At 63.8% G+C, this 15410-nt stretch carries 17 protein-coding genes; 7 read left to right on the plus strand and 10 right to left on the minus strand.

Going from position 1 to position 15410, the window contains the following annotated elements; translation table 11 throughout:
* The first annotated feature begins 76 nt into the window (after positions 1-76).
* Entirely contained in the window at positions 77-985 is a 909-nt protein-coding gene (locus KVG96_RS03030) for a flagellar protein MotY (RefSeq protein ID WP_217890758.1), read from the plus strand.
* 129 nt (positions 986-1114) lie between these two features.
* On the plus strand, positions 1115-2332 hold the full coding sequence (locus KVG96_RS03035; RefSeq protein WP_085580242.1) for an argininosuccinate synthase: 1218 nt from the start codon (positions 1115-1117) through the stop codon (positions 2330-2332).
* A 137-nt stretch (positions 2333-2469) separates the two neighbouring features.
* Here KVG96_RS03035 and KVG96_RS03040 read toward each other — a convergent pair whose 3' ends face one another.
* A complete protein-coding gene (locus tag KVG96_RS03040; protein WP_217890759.1) occupies positions 2470-3099 on the minus strand; it encodes a hypothetical protein in 630 nt (209 codons plus the stop codon).
* Positions 3100-3517: 418 nt separating this feature from the next.
* Between KVG96_RS03040 and KVG96_RS03045 the strand changes: the two genes are divergently transcribed.
* Positions 3518-4144, plus strand: coding sequence for a response regulator transcription factor (locus tag KVG96_RS03045; protein ID WP_085580246.1), 627 nt, complete (start codon positions 3518-3520; stop codon positions 4142-4144).
* Positions 4145-4232: 88 nt separating this feature from the next.
* Here the strand turns inward: KVG96_RS03045 and KVG96_RS03050 are convergent, their stop codons facing one another.
* The 8 genes from KVG96_RS03050 to metG all read right to left on the minus strand — a co-directional run bounded on the left by KVG96_RS03050 (position 4233) and on the right by metG (position 11269).
* Positions 4233-4418: a PA3496 family putative envelope integrity protein gene (locus KVG96_RS03050; RefSeq protein WP_085580249.1), complete on the minus strand. Its 186-nt coding sequence runs from the start codon at positions 4416-4418 to the stop codon at positions 4233-4235.
* Between the two features lie 106 nt (positions 4419-4524).
* Positions 4525-5163: an endonuclease III gene (nth, locus tag KVG96_RS03055; protein ID WP_085580251.1), complete on the minus strand. Its 639-nt coding sequence runs from the start codon at positions 5161-5163 to the stop codon at positions 4525-4527.
* Complete coding sequence (locus KVG96_RS03060) at positions 5160-5741, minus strand: Rnf-Nqr domain containing protein (protein ID WP_217890760.1); 582 nt, start codon at positions 5739-5741, stop codon at positions 5160-5162. The genes nth and KVG96_RS03060 overlap by 4 nt, the downstream gene beginning before the upstream one ends.
* Positions 5738-6343: an RnfABCDGE type electron transport complex subunit G gene (locus tag KVG96_RS03065; RefSeq protein WP_217890761.1), complete on the minus strand. Its 606-nt coding sequence runs from the start codon at positions 6341-6343 to the stop codon at positions 5738-5740. The genes KVG96_RS03060 and KVG96_RS03065 overlap by 4 nt, the downstream gene beginning before the upstream one ends.
* The gene (locus KVG96_RS03070) at positions 6340-7323 is read right to left on the minus strand and encodes an RnfABCDGE type electron transport complex subunit D (RefSeq protein ID WP_217890762.1); all 984 of its coding nucleotides are present in this window, start codon (positions 7321-7323) and stop codon (positions 6340-6342) included. The genes KVG96_RS03065 and KVG96_RS03070 overlap by 4 nt, the downstream gene beginning before the upstream one ends.
* Positions 7310-8524 carry an electron transport complex subunit RsxB gene (rsxB, locus tag KVG96_RS03075; protein ID WP_217890763.1) on the minus strand — a complete coding sequence of 405 codons (1215 nt, stop codon included), beginning with the start codon at positions 8522-8524 and terminating at the stop codon, positions 7310-7312. Before rsxB ends, KVG96_RS03070 begins: the two co-directional genes overlap by 14 nt.
* On the minus strand, positions 8521-9090 hold the full coding sequence (locus KVG96_RS03080; protein WP_217890764.1) for an electron transport complex protein RnfA: 570 nt from the start codon (positions 9088-9090) through the stop codon (positions 8521-8523). The genes rsxB and KVG96_RS03080 overlap by 4 nt, the downstream gene beginning before the upstream one ends.
* A gap of 130 nt (positions 9091-9220) precedes the next feature.
* Complete coding sequence (gene metG, locus KVG96_RS03085) at positions 9221-11269, minus strand: methionine--tRNA ligase (RefSeq protein WP_217890765.1); 2049 nt, start codon at positions 11267-11269, stop codon at positions 9221-9223.
* A gap of 154 nt (positions 11270-11423) precedes the next feature.
* Between metG and apbC the strand changes: the two genes are divergently transcribed.
* A complete protein-coding gene (gene apbC / locus KVG96_RS03090; RefSeq protein ID WP_217890766.1) occupies positions 11424-12518 on the plus strand; it encodes an iron-sulfur cluster carrier protein ApbC in 1095 nt (364 codons plus the stop codon).
* A 114-nt stretch (positions 12519-12632) separates the two neighbouring features.
* Here the strand turns inward: apbC and KVG96_RS03095 are convergent, their stop codons facing one another.
* A complete protein-coding gene (locus KVG96_RS03095) occupies positions 12633-13391 on the minus strand; it encodes an SDR family oxidoreductase (RefSeq protein WP_217890767.1) in 759 nt (252 codons plus the stop codon).
* A gap of 162 nt (positions 13392-13553) precedes the next feature.
* On the opposite strand from KVG96_RS03095, the gene KVG96_RS03100 reads away from it, so the two are divergent.
* The 3 genes from KVG96_RS03100 to KVG96_RS03110 all read left to right on the plus strand — a co-directional run bounded on the left by KVG96_RS03100 (position 13554) and on the right by KVG96_RS03110 (position 15368).
* A complete protein-coding gene (locus KVG96_RS03100) occupies positions 13554-14285 on the plus strand; it encodes a HugZ family pyridoxamine 5'-phosphate oxidase (RefSeq protein WP_217890768.1) in 732 nt (243 codons plus the stop codon).
* Between the two features lie 66 nt (positions 14286-14351).
* Positions 14352-14828, plus strand: coding sequence for an FxsA family protein (locus KVG96_RS03105; RefSeq protein WP_217890769.1), 477 nt, complete (start codon positions 14352-14354; stop codon positions 14826-14828).
* Between the two features lie 246 nt (positions 14829-15074).
* Complete coding sequence (locus KVG96_RS03110) at positions 15075-15368, plus strand: co-chaperone GroES (RefSeq protein WP_085580273.1); 294 nt, start codon at positions 15075-15077, stop codon at positions 15366-15368.
* Positions 15369-15410: the final 42 nt, after the last annotated feature.

Raw genomic sequence — 15410 nt, forward strand, 5'->3', positions numbered from 1 at the left:
GCGACCGATAGACATCAGGTATGCCGTAAACATGTGTGTGTCGGTCCTTTTGTAACAGGAACCCATGGAGCCTCCCGTGCGCCAGCGTTATTTAGCCTTGCTCAGTGTGTTCGCCAGCCTTCCCGCGATGGCGCTCACGTACCAGACCCGTCTGGAGAACATTGAGTGGACGGTCGAAGGCGACAAGTTCGAATGCCGCCTGACGCAGCCGGTCACCGACTTCGGCTCGGGGCAGTTCGTGCGCAAGGCCGGCGAGCAGGCGACGTTCCGCCTCAACGCCTACAACGCCATGCTCGGCGGCGGTTCGGCGACGTTGCTGGCGGCCGCCGCGCCGTGGCAGCCGGGACGCGACGACATCAACCTGGGCACCGTCAGGCTGGGCAGCGGCAACGTGCTGTTCAACAGCTCCCAGGCCCAGGCCGGGCGCCTGATCAGCGGCTTGATGGACGGCCGCAGCCCTGTGGTGCGGCACGCCTCGGGCGATGGCCGGGTTTCGGAAGTGCGTTTGCTGCCGGTGAAGTTCAGCAAGGCGTTCAACGATTACCAGACCTGCGTGGCCAAGCTGCTCCCGCAGAATTTCGACCAGGTCAAGCAATCGCAGATCGGCTTCCCCGGCGAAGGCACCGAGCTGGACGCCGCCGCCAAGGCCAAGCTGCAAGTGATGCTCGAATACATGAAGGCCGATCCGACGGTCAACCACATCGAGCTCGACGGCCATTCCGACAACAGCGGCAACCGCCTGACCAACCGCGAACTGTCGCGCCGCCGGGCGCTGGCGGTGGTGGATTTCTTCAAGGCCAACGGCATCCAGGAATCGCAGATCACCGTGCGCTTCCACGGCGAACGCTACCCGCTGGTGCCCAACACCAACGCCGCCAACCGGGCGAAGAACCGCCGGGTCAACGTGCACCTGGCACGGGTGGCGCCGACAACGGCCCCGGCGCCTCAGGCCAGCACACCCGCCAACGCCGCAGCGACGTCCTGACCTGCGGCGCATCGTCGCGCCCTCGACAGATTCTGTCGCTTTGTCGTCTTAAGCTGTCGCGCCTCTGTAAATTATCGCGTTTGAGCGGTAGACTCCTCGGCTTTCCGTACAACCCCGTGGAGTGATGGCATGGCGGACGTAAACAAGGTCGTTCTGGCGTATTCCGGCGGCCTGGACACTTCGGTGATCCTCAAGTGGCTGCAGGATACTTATAACTGTGAAGTGGTGACCTTCACCGCCGACCTCGGTCAAGGCGAAGAGGTCGAGCCGGCCCGCGCCAAGGCCCAGGCCATGGGCGTCAAAGAGATCTACATCGACGACCTGCGCGAAGAGTTCGTGCGCGACTTCGTGTTCCCGATGTTCCGCGCCAACACCGTCTATGAAGGCGAGTACCTGCTGGGCACCTCCATCGCCCGTCCGCTGATCGCCAAGCGCCTGATCGAGATCGCCAACGAAACCGGCGCCGACGCCATTTCCCACGGCGCCACCGGCAAGGGCAACGACCAGGTGCGTTTCGAGCTGGGCGCCTATGCGCTCAAGCCAGGCGTGAAAGTGATCGCTCCATGGCGCGAGTGGGACCTGCTGTCCCGCGAGAAGCTGATGGACTACGCCGAGAAGCACGGCATCCCGATCGAGCGTCACGGCAAGAAGAAGTCCCCGTACTCGATGGACGCCAACCTGCTGCACATCTCCTATGAAGGCGGCGTTCTGGAAGACACCTGGACCGAGCACGAAGAAGACATGTGGCGCTGGACCGTCTCCCCGGAGAAGGCTCCCGACACCCCGCAGTACCTGGAACTGACCTACCGCAACGGCGACATCGTCGCGCTGGACGGCGTCGAGATGACCCCGGCCACCGTGCTGGCGACCCTGAACAAGATCGGCGGCCAGCACGGCATCGGCCGTCTGGACATCGTCGAGAACCGTTACGTGGGCATGAAGTCCCGCGGCTGCTACGAGACCCCCGGCGGCACCATCATGCTGCGCGCCCACCGCGCCATCGAGTCGATCACCCTGGACCGCGAAGTGGCCCACCTGAAAGACGAACTGATGGCCAAGTACGCCAGCCTGATCTACACCGGCTACTGGTGGAGCCCTGAGCGTCTGATGCTGCAGCAGATGATCGACGCCTCCCAGGTCAACGTGAACGGCGTCGTACGCCTGAAACTGTACAAGGGCAACGTGATCGTCACCGGCCGCAAGTCCGACGACTCGCTGTTCGACGCCAACATCGCGACCTTCGAAGAAGACGGCGGCGCCTACAACCAGGCCGACGCGGCGGGCTTCATCAAGCTCAACGCGCTGCGCATGCGCATTGCCGCCAACAAGGGCCGCAAGCTGTTCTGAGCCGGCATGAAACGGCCACCTTGCCCCTGAGGCACGGTGGCCGCTCAGCAAGCCGACTGCGTGGCTGACCGGTTCCGGTCAGCCTCCTTTTCCGCTGTTCATTCCATCGCTGCAATGGCGAGGCCGCCCGTTCGTTTTCACACCCGCCGGACGATGTCCAATTCTTGCGAGCAAACGTTGTAGACGACGCAGACGGTTCGGTCTGACATTTTCTTCGGCTGCTTCAACGGCTTCGGCGCAGGGCTGCTCAACGTAACGATTGGATCGGCGCTGACCAGGAACAGGACGATGCGCCCCGACGGTTTGTCGGCGTGCGGAATGTTCTCCAGAAGTGTCGCCATTTGTTCGGATGCGTCCAGTTCCCGCGCGTCGACGATGTGGAGTGTCTTCATCAGTTTGGGCAATTGCACATAAGGCAGCGTCGTCGGGCCAGGCAGGGAACGTGTTCCCGGGGGATCGTGCGTGGTCTGTGCCTTCGACGTCCCGTTCGTTTCATCCGCCGCAGGTTCCGTTGGGTCGAAGGCCTTCAGAAAGCTCTTGTCGTTGCCGAAGTCCGAAGGCGCATACAGGGAGCGGTAGTTGAAGTTGAGCGTAATGAAGAACAGGAGCAGCAAGTAAAAGGGAAAACTGATGAGGAACCAGACATAGACTTCGCGTTCGTTATCATCGAGAAACGGCAGGGAAACAGCGGCCGAAGTTTCAGATATGAAAGAGAAGATGGCAATGACACTGATGGGGTTGGTGATTTTGTTGCGGAACTTGATCATAGGTTTGTCCTTCAGGATTTCTGACGATAAAAGTGCTGCGGTCGAGGCGGTAAAGATGCCGCGATTCAGAAGTTTATGTGTTTAACGTTTATATTAATTTTAGGGGGGTGGAAATAACCGGCTTGTTTCCTTTTTTATCGGAGACAAACGCCAGGGTCGGAAAAGATCGAGTGAAGGTAAAGGATTCTTACGCCGCAGCGGGAGGACAACACGTACGCGTGGGGCGAGTGAGGTGGCATGAGGGTTTCTGCATGGAAGTTTGATTTTTCCTGAGGTGCATCTTTTTGTAGGAAAAGTCTTTGATAGGCGTAAGGGATGTCTCTCGCTGCTGATGCGCAGGAACTCTTGCCTGCCATGGGTGAATTGACTGCGCTATTGTGCGGGCTCTAAAAATTCGAACAGCGAACTGGACTTGCTCATGAATAAAGTGCTGATCGTGGATGATCATCCTGTCATTCGTCTTGCGGTGCGAATGCTGATGGAACGACATGGCTACGAGATCATCGCCGAAACGGACAATGGCGTGGATGCACTGCAACTTGCCCGCGAACAAATGCCCGATATCGTCATTCTCGATATCGGCATTCCGAAACTGGACGGACTTGAAGTCATTGCCCGGCTGACGTCATCGGCCATGCCCTTGAAAGTGCTGGTGCTGACATCCCAGGCGCCGGGTCATTTCTCGATGCGCTGCATGCAGTCCGGCGCCGCCGGTTATGTCTGCAAACAGCAGGACCTGACCGAACTGCTCAGCGCCATAAAGGCCGTGCTGTCAGGCTACAGCTATTTTCCGAACCAGGCCTTGCACACGGTGCGCACGAGCCTGGGCAACGCCAGCGAAGCGGATATGGTGGATCGTCTCTCGGGGCGGGAAATGATGGTGCTGCAGCAGTTGGCCCGCGGCAAGACCAACAAGGAAATCGCTGACGGCATGTTTCTCAGCAACAAGACGGTGAGCACCTACAAGACCCGTCTGTTGCTCAAGCTCAATGCCCGCTCGCTGGTGGATCTGATCGAGCTGGCGCAGCGCAACGGGCTCGTGTGAGCGTCACGCGGGCTGACGGATCATGGGCCGATCGGCTTCTGCGTGCGCCGGACAGTAAAAAGCCTCCGTTGCGGGAGGCTTTCAGGGATCAGTCATCAACGTCGTAATCGAACTCGGCCAGTTGCTTTTGCAGGCGGCGTTCCTCAAGCAGATTGTCGATGGTGCGGCGTTTGCTCAGGTTGGTCTTGGCGACTTCGACCTTCGATTCCGCATCGTCGTCTTCGGTGGCGATGAAGTCGTCTTCTACATCCAGTTGTTCTTTGCCGGTACTCATAAGGTCACTCCAGGCTAAGACTGCCTTTGGCGCTCCTTATATCGATAAACCGGCGGATGGTAAAAAAGATTTTTTCAATCGAAATATCAATAAAACCAATAGTCGATCAATCGTCGGATGTCTTGTGCTTGTACTCGCACAAATCCTCGATCCGACAGCTTCCGCAGCGCGGCTTGCGGGCCAGGCACACATAGCGCCCGTGCAGGATCAGCCAATGGTGGGAGTCGAGCAGATACTCTTTCGGCACGAATTTCATCAGTTTGTTTTCCACCTCGACCACGTTTTTGCCGGGGGCGATCCCGGTGCGGTTGCTCACCCGGAAAATGTGGGTGTCCACCGCCATGGCCAGTTGGCGGAACGCGGTGTTGAGCACCACGTTGGCGGTCTTGCGCCCGACGCCCGGCAAGGCTTCCAGCTCTTCGCGGGTCTGCGGGACTTCGCCGCCGTGGCGTTCGACCAGCAGGCGGCAGGTCTCGATCACGTTCTTCGCTTTGCTGTTGTAGAGCCCGATGGTCTTGATGTACTCGGACAGGCCTTCGACGCCCAGGGCATGAATGGCCGCCGGCGTATTGGCCACCGGGTAGAGCTTCGCCGTGGCCTTGTTCACCCCGACGTCGGTGGACTGCGCCGAAAGGATCACGGCGATCAGCAATTCGAACGGCGAACTGTAGGCCAGTTCGGTTTTCGGCTCGGGATTGTCTTCGTGCAGTCGGCGAAAGATTTCCAGGCGTTTTGCGGCATTCATGGGCGATGCGATTCCTCGGCGGGAGCGGTGGGGCGAATCAGGGTCTGACCCAAGGCCAGCAGCAATCCCAACAGGATGAATGCGCCGGCCGTCAGGGTGAACAGGTGCAGGCCTTCGCCGAACAGCACCAGACCTTGCCAGTGTTCTGAAATTCGGGCACCGATGCTGCCCCGGCCGATCAGTTCGCGCAACAGGGCCATCACGGTCATCAGGCCTGCGAACAGGCCGAACGGTTTCAGGCGCGCGGCGGCGGGCCGCAGAAAGAAGCCGTTGTGTTCCAGCACGATGCACTGCAGGCCGATCAGGGCGGCGTAGAAGCCGATCATCTGATGCCACTGCACCGATGCATACTGCACGAGGGTGTCCGCGCAACCGGCCAAGGTGGCGGCCACCAGCAGACCGGCCGGCAAGACGCTCGCGTGGGTCAGGCGCGGGCGCAGCGCAAGCATGGCCACGCCGTAGAGGCCGACGACGACAGCGCACATCAGCACCGTCGCCAGCGCGCCGGGCAGCGATCCGGTGGCGCCGAGCAGCAGCGTCAGCGCCAATGAGTCGGAAAGCGTCGCGGTTCTGTTCATTCAGCGCTCCCCAGCAGAGCCGCCCGGTGCCCGTCGAAGTAGCGCAGCGCATCATGGACGGCGTTCACCGCTGCGCGCGAAGTGACGGTGGCGCCGGCGATCTGATCGAATTGCCCCCGGTCCTTTTTCAGCGCCCAACCGGCGTCGTCCGGTGCATCGAGAGACTTGCCCGTGAAGGTCTGCAGCCAGACGTTTGGCCAGTCGCCGATCAGTCCGCCCAACGCCGGCGTTTCGGTCTGCCTCAGGGTTTTCACGCCGATCAGCCTGCCCGAAGGGGCGATCGCGATCAGCCATTCGATCTGGCCGGCATAACCCGTGGCCTGGCTGCGCAGAAGGACGGCGACGGTCTGCTCGCCGCGGGTCGCCCGGTAGGCGCCGGTCAGCGTGCTGTGGCTCAACTCAGGGGCGGCCAGGGGCAGCGGCTGTTCCAAGGGGCGGTTGTCGTAGCTGTCCGCGGCCAGCACGTCCAGCAGCGTGCGGCTTTCGATCAGCTTCCGTTCGGCAGCGATGTGCGGCGCGCTGAGATCCTGCACCAGCCAGCTCACGCCGGCGCCCGCGCAGGCCAGCAGCGCCAGGGCGATCAGGCTGCCCGTGCGGTTCATGGTGCCACCTGCCGCTGGCGGGCGGCGGCGAAGCGTTCCAGCGCGGGCACGCACAGGTTCATCAGCAGCACGGCAAAGGCCACGCCGTCCGGGTAGCCGCCCCACGTGCGGATCAGGTAGGTCAGCAGCCCGGCGCCGATGCCGAACAGCAGGCGGGCAAGCGGGCTCCTCGCGCCGGACACCGGTTCGGTGACGATGAAGAACGCGCCCAGCATGGTTGCGCCGCTGAGCAGGTGAAACAGCGGCGAGCCGTGGGAGTCGGATCCCGAGCCGTTCCAGCACAGCAGGCTGACAGTGAACAGGCCGGCGAGCATGCCGACCGGCGCCTGCCAGCCGATCACCCGCCGTTGCAGCAGGAACAGCCCGCCGGCGAGAAACGCCAGGTTCACCCACTCGCTGGCGCGTCCGCCGAACCGGCCGAAGGCGGGATCGGCGGCGAACAGTTCGTCCATGGTCAGACTCTTGTTGATGCGCAGACTGTCCAGCACCGTGGCCTGCGCCCAGGCGTCCGGCGCCCGTGCCGGGCTGAACACCTGGGTCAGGGCGCTCGACAGGTCCATGCCGTGGCCTGGCCAGTGCGTCATCGACAGGGGAAACATCACCATGGCCAACGCAAAGCCGAGCATGGCCGGGTTGAACGGGTTGCGGCCGACACCGCCGTACAGGTGCTTGCCGAACAGCAGGCCGGCGGCCATCGCCGTGACCGTCAGCCACCACGGGCAATACGGGGGCAGGGCGGCGGTCAACAGGGTGGCGCTGACCGCAGCGCTGCCGTCGGCGAGCGTCGGCAACACCGGTTGCCGACGCACGCGCAGCACGGCGGATTCGACGGCCCAGGCAGTGGCGACGCACAGGAGCAGGTTGATCGCCACCCCCCAGCCATAGAACCAGAACAGCGCCAGCAGCCCCGGCAGCGTGGCCAGCAGCACGAGCTTCATCGCCTCTTGCAGGCGAGTGTCCGGGGTTTCAAGGCGCGGCATGGGCGTTTACCTGACGTTCGGCTTCCTCCAGGCGGGCGCGGGCCTTGTCGAGGAGGTCGGGGGCGGTGTCGGCGCGTCTTTGCAGTTTGTTGAGGTCGGCCCGGGCGTAGGCCAGTTCGGTCTTCAATTGCCGGAGCTGGCTGTCGATCGGCCGTTTTTCGGTGCGCACGAGGTCGGGCAGCGGTTGTCCGCTGGCGTCCTCGGCCGCATGCAGGGCCTGTTCGGCGTCGCGCAGGGCCTGTTCCAGGATGGCGATCTGCTGCGGTGCAGCGTCCGCCGCCTGGGCTTTCTTCAGCTCGGCGCGGCGCATCGCCAACTGGATTTTCGCCCGTTTCAGTTCCACGTCTTTCGCCGGAGCCGGAGCCGGGGCCGGGGCCGCAGGGGCGACGCTGGTTTCCAGGGCCGCCAACGCCTGTTCGGCCGCCTCGAACTGCCGTTGCAGCACGATCAGTTGCGACTGTTGTTCGAAGGTCGGCGGATGACCGAAGGCTTTCAGGGATTTGTTCAGTTGGGCGCGGCTCATGGCCAGGTCGATCTTGGCCTTTTTCAGCGCCGCGTCGGCGTTGGCGGCCTTTTGTGCGCGCACCCGCTCCAGTGCGGTCTGCACCGGATCCGCTGCGGCGGCCTGCGCTTGCGCCGCACGCCGGGCCCGGGCTTCGCGTTCGGCCTGGCGTTGCTGCTCTTCGTGCAGCAGCCGGGCATTGCGGCGCTGGTAGCGTTGCCGGGCGTGGTCGCGTTTGGCGGTGCGCGCCTGGCGCTCCTCGGGGCTTGCGGCCAGTCCGCCGACCACCGCCAGCGTTCCCGCGGGCAGCGGATGCATGTCGATGCAGTCCACCGGGCAGGGCGCCACGCACAGGTCGCAGCCGGTGCACTCGTCGACGAGCACCGTGTGCATGAATTTCGCGGCGCCGACGATGGCGTCCACCGGGCAGGCCTGGATGCACTTGGTGCAGCCGATGCATTCGGCTTCGCGGATGAAGGCAACCTGCGGCGGTGCGGTGCCGCGGCTGACGTCCAGCTCCAGCACCGGGATGTTCAGCAGTCCGGCCAGGGCCGCGACGGTTTCGTCGCCGCCCGGCGGGCAGCGGTTGATCGGCTCGCCGCCGGCGATGCCTTCGGCGTAGGGCTTGCATCCGGGATGGCCGCACTTGCCGCATTGGGTCTGGGGCAGCAGGGCGTCGATGCGTTGAATCAGACTCATGTTTTGATCAGTCCGCTGAATCCGAGAAAAGCCACCGCCATCAGTCCGGCGCCGATCAACCGGATCGGCAGGCCGCGAAAGGGCAGGGGGATATCGTTGCCGGCCGTGCGTTCGCGCAGGTCGCTGAACAGGCTCAGCACCAGCCAGAAGCCCAGGCCGGCGCCCAGGCTCGACGCTGTCGCATGAAACAGGCCTTTGTCCGCCTGGGCGTTGATCAGCGTCAGCCCCAGGATGCCGGCGTTGCCCAGCATCAGCGGCCACAGGCCGTCGAACGGCAGTGTCGGCAACCGACGCGCCAGCAATTTGAGCAGCGGCGCGACGCACAGCACGCTCAAGGGCAGAAACACCAGCAGGCGCAGGCTTTCAAGGTGCAACGGCACCAGCGCCCATTGCCAGAGCGCCTGGGCGCAGACCCCGACGAACAGCATCAGCGCCAGCGTCGCCAGGCCCAACGCATGCACCTGGCGCCGCTCGACCGCCAGCGCCGGATCGATGCCCAGCGGCCGGCTCAACACGAAGTCGTTGAGCAGCGCAGCACTGAAAATCACAAGCACGAGGTCGGTCATGGCGTTGCCGGCAGGTCAGGCGGATGTCCCTTAAGGTTAGGCATTATCCGGCGCCGGTGGAGGGCGGGCCGGACATGAAAAATCCCACAGGCGCACGGGGCACGCCTGTGGGATCGGTCGGTGCGCAACCTTACTTGATGCGCTGACCCGGCTTGGCGCCGCTGTCCGGGCTCAGCAGGTAGATCTCTTCACCGCCGGGGCCGGCGGCCATCACCATGCCTTCGGAGATGCCGAACTTCATTTTCCGCGGCTTGAGGTTGGCGATCATCATGGTCAGGCGGCCGTCCAGCTTGGACGGATCCGGGTAGGCGCTCTTGATTCCGGAGAACACGTTGCGTTGCTCGTCGCCGATGTCCAGGGTCAGGCGCAGCAGCTTGTCGGCGCCCTCCACGTGTTCGGCCTTGACGATCAGGGCCACGCGCAGGTCGACGGCGGCGAAGGCGTCGAACTCGATTTCCGGCGACAGCGGATCCTTGGCCAGTTCGCCGTTGCCGGCGGGTGCGGCGCCGGTGTCGGTCTGGCTGGCGGTCAGGTCTTCCTTGGAGGCGTCGGTCATGGCTTGCACTTTTACCGGGTCGATGCGGGTCATCAACGGTTTGAATTCATTGAGCTGGTGGTTGGCCAGCAGTGTGGCGTGGTCGTTCCAGGTCAGCGGCGCGACGTTGAGGAACGCCTCGGCGTCGGCGGCCAGCAGCGGCAGCACCGGCTTGAGGAAGACCACCAGTTGGCGGAACAGGTTGATGCCGGTGGCGCAGATCGCCTGGACCTCGTCCTGCTTGCCTTCCTGCTTGTTCAGCGACCAGGGCGCCTTGTCGGCGATCCAGGCGTTGGCGCGGTCGGCCAGGGCCATGGTCTCGCGCATGGCACGGGCGAAGTCGCGGGCCTCGTAGGCGTCGGCGATGCCCGGCGCGGCGGCCAGGAACGCTTCGGTCAGCTCCGGCGCGGCGTTGGCGCCGACCATCACCCCGGCGTTGCCCTTATGGATGAAGCCTGCGCAGCGGCTGGCGATGTTGACCACTTTGCCGACCAGGTCGGAGTTGACCTTCTGCACGAAGTCTTCGAGGTTCAGGTCCAGGTCGTCGACGCCGCGGCCCAGCTTGGAGGCGTAGTAGTAGCGCAGGTATTCCGGCGACAGGTGATCCAGGTAGGTGCGCGCCTTGATGAAGGTGCCGCGGGACTTGGACATCTTCTGGCCGTTGACGGTCAGGTAGCCGTGCACGTTGATCCCGGTCGGCTTGCGGTATCCGGCGCCTTCGAGCATGGCGGGCCAGAACAGGGCGTGGAAGTTGACGATGTCCTTGCCGATGAAGTGGTACAGCTCGGCGGTGGAGTCCTTGCCCCAGAACGCGTCGAAGTCCAGCGCAGGCGTGCGGTCGCACAGGTTCTTGAAGCTGGCCATGTAGCCGATCGGCGCATCCAGCCACACGTAGAAATACTTGCCCGGCTCGTCCGGGATCTCGAAGCCGAAGTACGGCGCGTCGCGGGAGATGTCCCACTGCTGCAGGCCGGCGTCCAGCCATTCGGCGATCTTGTTGGCCACCGCGTCCTGCAGGGTGCCGCTGCGGGTCCAGGCCTGCAGCATCTGCTGGAAGTCCGGCAGCTTGAAGAAGAAGTGCTGGGAATCCTTGAGCACCGGGGTGGCGCCGGAGATCGCCGACTTCGGATCCTTCAGGTCGGTGGGGGCGTAGGTGGCGCCGCATTTTTCGCAGTTGTCGCCGTACTGGTCTTCGGTGCCGCACTTGGGGCAGGTGCCCTTGATGAAGCGGTCGGCCAGGAACATTTTCTTGTCCGGGTCGAAGTACTGGGTGATCGAGCGCGTGGCGATGTGCCCGGCGTCACGCAGCTTCAGGTAGATCCGGCTCGACAGCTCGCGGTTCTCTTCGGCGTGGGTGGAGTGGAAGTTGTCGAAGTCCACCAGGAAGTCGGCGAAGTCGGCGCTGTGTTCGGCCTGGACGTTGGCGATCAGCTGTTCCGGGGTGATGCCTTCCTTTTCCGCGCGCAGCATGATCGCCGAACCGTGGGCGTCGTCGGCGCAGACATAGATGCACTGATTGCCGCGCTGCTTCTGGAAGCGCACCCACATGTCGGTCTGGATGTACTCCAGCATGTGGCCAAGGTGGATCGAACCGTTGGCGTAGGGCAGGGCGCTGGTGACGAGGATCTTGCGTGGCTCGGACATGGGGGCATCGCTACTTGATGAAACGGAGGTCGGCCACTATAAATCGCCGGCGAAGATATTTCACCCCTGCAAATGTGTGCCGGACATGCCGTCCGCACGGCAGAAGGGGTAGGATAGCCGCCATCTTTTCCCAGTCTTGCTACCGGAGTTGCCCATGAGCGCCGTCACCCGCGAAGCGGTGGAAGCCGTCCTTCGCCAATACACCGACCCTTACCTGAACCAGGATCCGGTCAGCGCCGGTTGCGTGCGCGACATCGACATCCAGGGCGACCGCGTCAGCGTCCGGCTGGAATTGGGCTACGCCGCCGGCCTGTTCAAGAGCGGCTGGGCGCAGGTGCTGCAGATGGCCATCGAAGGGCTGGACGGCGTGACGGGCGCCCGTGTCGAGATCGCCAGCGTGATCGCCGCGCACAAGGCCCAGGCGCAGATTCCGGGCCTGGCCAACGTCAAGAACGTGATCGCCGTGGCGTCCGGCAAGGGCGGCGTGGGCAAGTCCACCACGGCCGCCAACCTGGCGCTGGCGCTGGTCCGCGAAGGCGCCAGGGTGGGCATTCTCGACGCCGACATCTATGGCCCGAGCCAAGGCATCATGTTCGGCATCCCCGAGCGCACCCGCCCTGAGGTCAAGGATCAGAAGTGGTTCGTGCCGCTCAAGGCCCACGGCGTGGAGGTGATGTCGATGGCGTTCCTGACCGACGACAACACGCCGATGGTCTGGCGCGGCCCGATGGTGTCCGGCGCGCTGCTGCAGTTGGTCACGCAGACCGCCTGGGGCGACCTGGACTACCTGGTGATCGACATGCCGCCGGGCACCGGCGACATCCAGCTGACCCTGGCGCAGAAGGTTCCGGTGGCCGGTGCCGTGATCGTCACCACGCCCCAGGACCTGGCGCTGCTGGACGCCCGCAAGGGCGTGGAGATGTTCCGCAAGGTCAACATCCCGGTGCTGGGCGTGGTGGAGAACATGGCCGTGCACATCTGCTCGAACTGCGGGCATGCCGAGCATCTGTTCGGTGAAGGCGGCGGCGAGAAGCTCGCGACCCAGTACGGCGTCGAACTGCTGGCCTCGTTGCCGCTGTCGATGGTCATCCGCGAGCAGGCCGACGGCGGCAAGCCGACGGTGATCGCCGAGCCGGACAGCCAGATCGCCATGGTCTACCAGGACCTGGCGCGCCATGTCGGCGCGCGCATCGTGCTGCAGGAAGCGGTGACCCCGGCCATGCCGAACATCACCGTCAGCGACGACTGACCGAACCGCCACGCCGCAGGGCCTGTCCTGCGGCGTTCGGGCTGACGCGATCGCCAGCAGGGCCGGCGATCGCGTCAACCGAGCCGCACCGACAAGCCGCCCGGTGCGGTGACGTCAGATCCGCAACCCGCCGTCCATCTCCAGGATCCGCCCGGTGTAGTAGTCGTTCTCGAAGATGTACGCCGCCGAATGGGCGATCTCTTCCGGCTTGCCCATGCGCTTGAGCGGAATGCCCGAGGTCATCTTCTCCAGCGCTTCTGGCTTCATGCCCAGGGTCATCTCGGTCTCGATGAAGCCTGGCGCGATGCCGGCGACGCGGATGCCGTAGCGCGCCAGTTCCTTGGCCCAGGTCACGGTGGCGGCGGCGACGCCGGCCTTGGCGGCGGAGTAGTTGGTCTGGCCGACGTTGCCGGCGCGGGAGATCGACGAAATGTTGATGATGGCGCCGCCGTTGTTCAGCTCGACCATCTTCGCCGCCACCTCACGGGTGCACAGGAACACGCCGGTCAGGTTGACGTCGATCACCGCCTGCCACTGGGCCAGGGTCATCTTGGTCATTTCGCCGTCCTTGACCTTGAGCAGCAGGCCGTCGCGCAGGATCCCGGCGTTGTTGATCAGGCCGTGGATCGCGCCGAAGTCATCGGCCACCCGGGCGACCATGTGCGTCACTTGCTCTTCGTCCGCGACGTTGCACAGGTAGCTGCGCGCCTCGACGCCCTTGGCCTTGCAGGCGGCGACGGCGGCGTCGAGCTTTTCCTGGTTCAGGTCCACCAGCGCCAGCTTCGCGCCCTTGCCGGCGAAGTACTCGGCCATGGAGCGGCCCAGACCCTGGCAACCGCCGGTGATAATGATTACTTTGTCAGTGAGTTGCATGCGCGTGCCCCCGATGGCAGGTCAAAGTGGTGTCCTTTTGGGGCCTCTGGATCTGCACCGGCCGCAGCGAGGTTGCACATCAGAATTGCCCGTCGGCGTGGCCGGGACTTGACCCGGGCGCCCGTCCGTTTTTATGACGTAAATTATTAAAGGAGTCATAAATTGAGCGTTGAAGCGGCTAAGCATGCCCGAGAATTGCTTCTCAAGGAATACCGTGGAGTGCTCTCGACCCACTCCAAGTCGATGCCCGGTTTTCCGTTCGGCTCCGTGGTTCCGTACTGCCTCGACGATCAGGGCCGGCCGCTGATCCTGATCAGCCGCATCGCCCAGCACACCCACAACCTGCAGAAGGATCCCAAGTGTTCGCTGCTGGTGGGCGAGCGCGAGGCCGAAGACGTGCAGGCCGTCGGTCGCCTGACTTACCTGGCGGAAGCGGAAAAGCTTGCGGACGAGGCCGCCGTCGAGGCCGCCGCCGAGCGCTACTACCGCTATTTCCCTGACTCGCAGAACTACCACAAGGCCCACGACTTCGACTTCTGGGTGCTCAAGCCGGTGCGCCACCGCTACATCGGCGGATTCGGCGCGATCCACTGGGTCGAGCACCTGACGCTGGCCAACCCGTTCGCCGGCCAGGCCGAAATCAGCATGGTCGAGCACATGAACAGCGACCACGCCAAGGCCATTGCCCATTACGTCGACCTCGCCGGCCTGCCGAAAGGCGCACCGGCGCAAATGGCCGGGATCGACACCGAAGGCATGCACCTGCGCATCGGCCAGGCGTTGTACTGGCTGCCGTTTCAAGCGCCTTGCAACACGCCGACACAAGTGCGCGAAGCCTTGGTTTTCCTGGCCCGCGCCGAACATTGGCCGAAAAATGCGCCCGCCGGCGCTTGAATTCACGAAAGGGCGACGTCATCTAAGGCTTACTTGCAAGGCATTCTTGCGTTGAGGAACCCTTAGATGCGCCCTTATTTGTTGCTCTTTCTGCTCTTCCCGGTGTTGGAGCTGTTCGTATTCGTGAAGGTGGCGGGAGCCATCGGTTTTTTCCCGGCCCTGCTGCTGATCATCCTCGGCTCGATGTTCGGCGTGTTCGTGCTGCGCGTCGCCGGGCTGGCCACTGCGCTGCGTGCCCGTGAAAGCCTGAGCCGCGGCGAACTGCCCGCGCAGACCATGCTCGAAGGCCTGATGCTGGCGCTGGCCGGCGGCCTGCTGATCCTGCCGGGCTTCATCAGCGACGTGGTCGGTCTGCTGTTGCTGCTGCCGTTCAGCCGTCGCCTGATCGCCGGCAAAATGCGCCAGCGCGCCGAAGAGCAAACCATGCGCCAACGCGCCTTCGCCGACGACCTGCAGCCCCGTGGCGGCCCCGCGCCGCGCGAGCCCCTGGGCCGCGAGCCGACGGTGATCGAAGGCGAATTCGAGCACCGCGACACCAAGTGATCCCTCTTCGGCACGGCACCTTCGGGTGCCGTGTCCGTTTCCGGGGCCTGCCTGAGAAAATTTTTCTGCCCTGCCCTTGTAATAAGCTTATGCGCCCTTATGTATCGGTCACCGCAAGGTTTCCGGCGCACCCGCCGGACAGACTTCCGCGTCTCGCACGTCGAGCCGCAACCGGCGCAGGCCGGATTCGTTAAACCCGCCGGGACTACACCGGCCGATGAAAACCACAATTAGGAGAGATCGACAATGAAGCTTCGTCCTCTGCATGACCGCGTCGTTATCCGTCGCAGCGAAGAAGAAAAGAAAACCGCTGGCGGTATCGTCCTGCCAGGTTCGGCTGCTGAGAAGGCCAACCACGGTGAAGTCCTCGCTGTAGGCCCGGGCAAAGCTCTGGAAAGCGGTGAAGTGCGTGCACTGTCCGTGAAGGTCGGCGACAAGGTCGTGTTCGGTCCTTACTCCGGCAGCAACACTGTGAAAGTCGACGGCGAAGACCTGCTGGTGATGAGCGAGAACGAAATCCTCGCCGTCATCGAAGGCTGATGACCCCCGTTCATTTTCCCGCTACCCCAAAGCATTCAAGGA

Source organism: Pseudomonas ekonensis (genome assembly GCF_019145435.1).
Classification (GTDB): domain Bacteria; phylum Pseudomonadota; class Gammaproteobacteria; order Pseudomonadales; family Pseudomonadaceae; genus Aquipseudomonas; species Aquipseudomonas ekonensis.